The organism is Bradyrhizobium sp. CCBAU 45389 (assembly GCF_028128625.1).
Lineage (GTDB): Bacteria > Pseudomonadota > Alphaproteobacteria > Rhizobiales > Xanthobacteraceae > Bradyrhizobium > Bradyrhizobium liaoningense_B.
Map to the genome: position 1 here is coordinate 1 of NZ_LBIY01000029.1, position 835 is coordinate 835.

At 65.7% G+C, this 835-nt stretch carries 1 protein-coding gene; it reads right to left on the bottom strand.

Translation table 11 applies throughout. From position 1 onward, the window contains the following. A partial coding sequence (locus XH79_RS06830; protein ID WP_271581153.1) for a chemotaxis protein CheA occupies positions 1 to 835 on the bottom strand: 835 nt, incomplete at both ends.

The following is an 835-nucleotide window of genomic DNA, read 5'->3' on the forward strand; positions in this document are numbered from 1 at the left end:
CTTGATGTCGATGGTGCCGCCGATCTGGTCGATATTGGTGCGCACCACGTCCATGCCGACGCCGCGGCCCGAGACCGAGGTGATGGCGGCCGCCGTGGAGAAGCCCGGCGCGAAGATGAACTTGTGGATCTGGGCTTCGCTCATCTTCTCCAGCTCGGCCTCGGTGACGAGACCTGAGGAGATCGCCTTGGCCTTGATCTTCTCGGTGTTGAGGCCGCGGCCGTTGTCGGCGATGCAGATGATGATGTGGCCGCCCTCGTGATAGGCGGAGAGGCGAATGGTGCCCTGCTCGCCCTTGCCGCTGGCCAGGCGCTCGGCGGGGGTCTCGAGGCCATGGTCGGCGGAGTTGCGCACCATGTGGGTGAGCGGATCCTTGATCAGATCGAGCACCTGGCGGTCGAGCTCGGTGTCGGCGCCGTGCATCTCCAGCTCGATCTGCTTGCCGAGTTCGCTCGACAGATCCCGGACGATGCGGGGCAGCTTCTGCCAGGCATTGCCGATCGGCTGCATGCGCGTCTTCATGACGCCTTCCTGCAGCTCGGCGGTGACGTTGGAGAGACGCTGCAGCGGCACCTTGAACTCGGTGTCCTCGTTGCGGCGGGAGATCTCCAGCAGCTGGTTGCGGGTCAAGACCAGCTCGGAGACCATGGTCATCAGGTGCTCCAGCGTATCCACGTTGACGCGGATCGACTGGTTGGCGATGCGGTCGCCCTCGCTCGCCGTCTCGTCGGCCATCGACTTCTTCGGCGCCGCCTTCTCCTTGGCGGGTTTTGCAGCTTCCTTCGCGGCAGGGGCAGGAGCCTCAGCGACCGGCGCAGGCGCGGGCTCGGCCTTG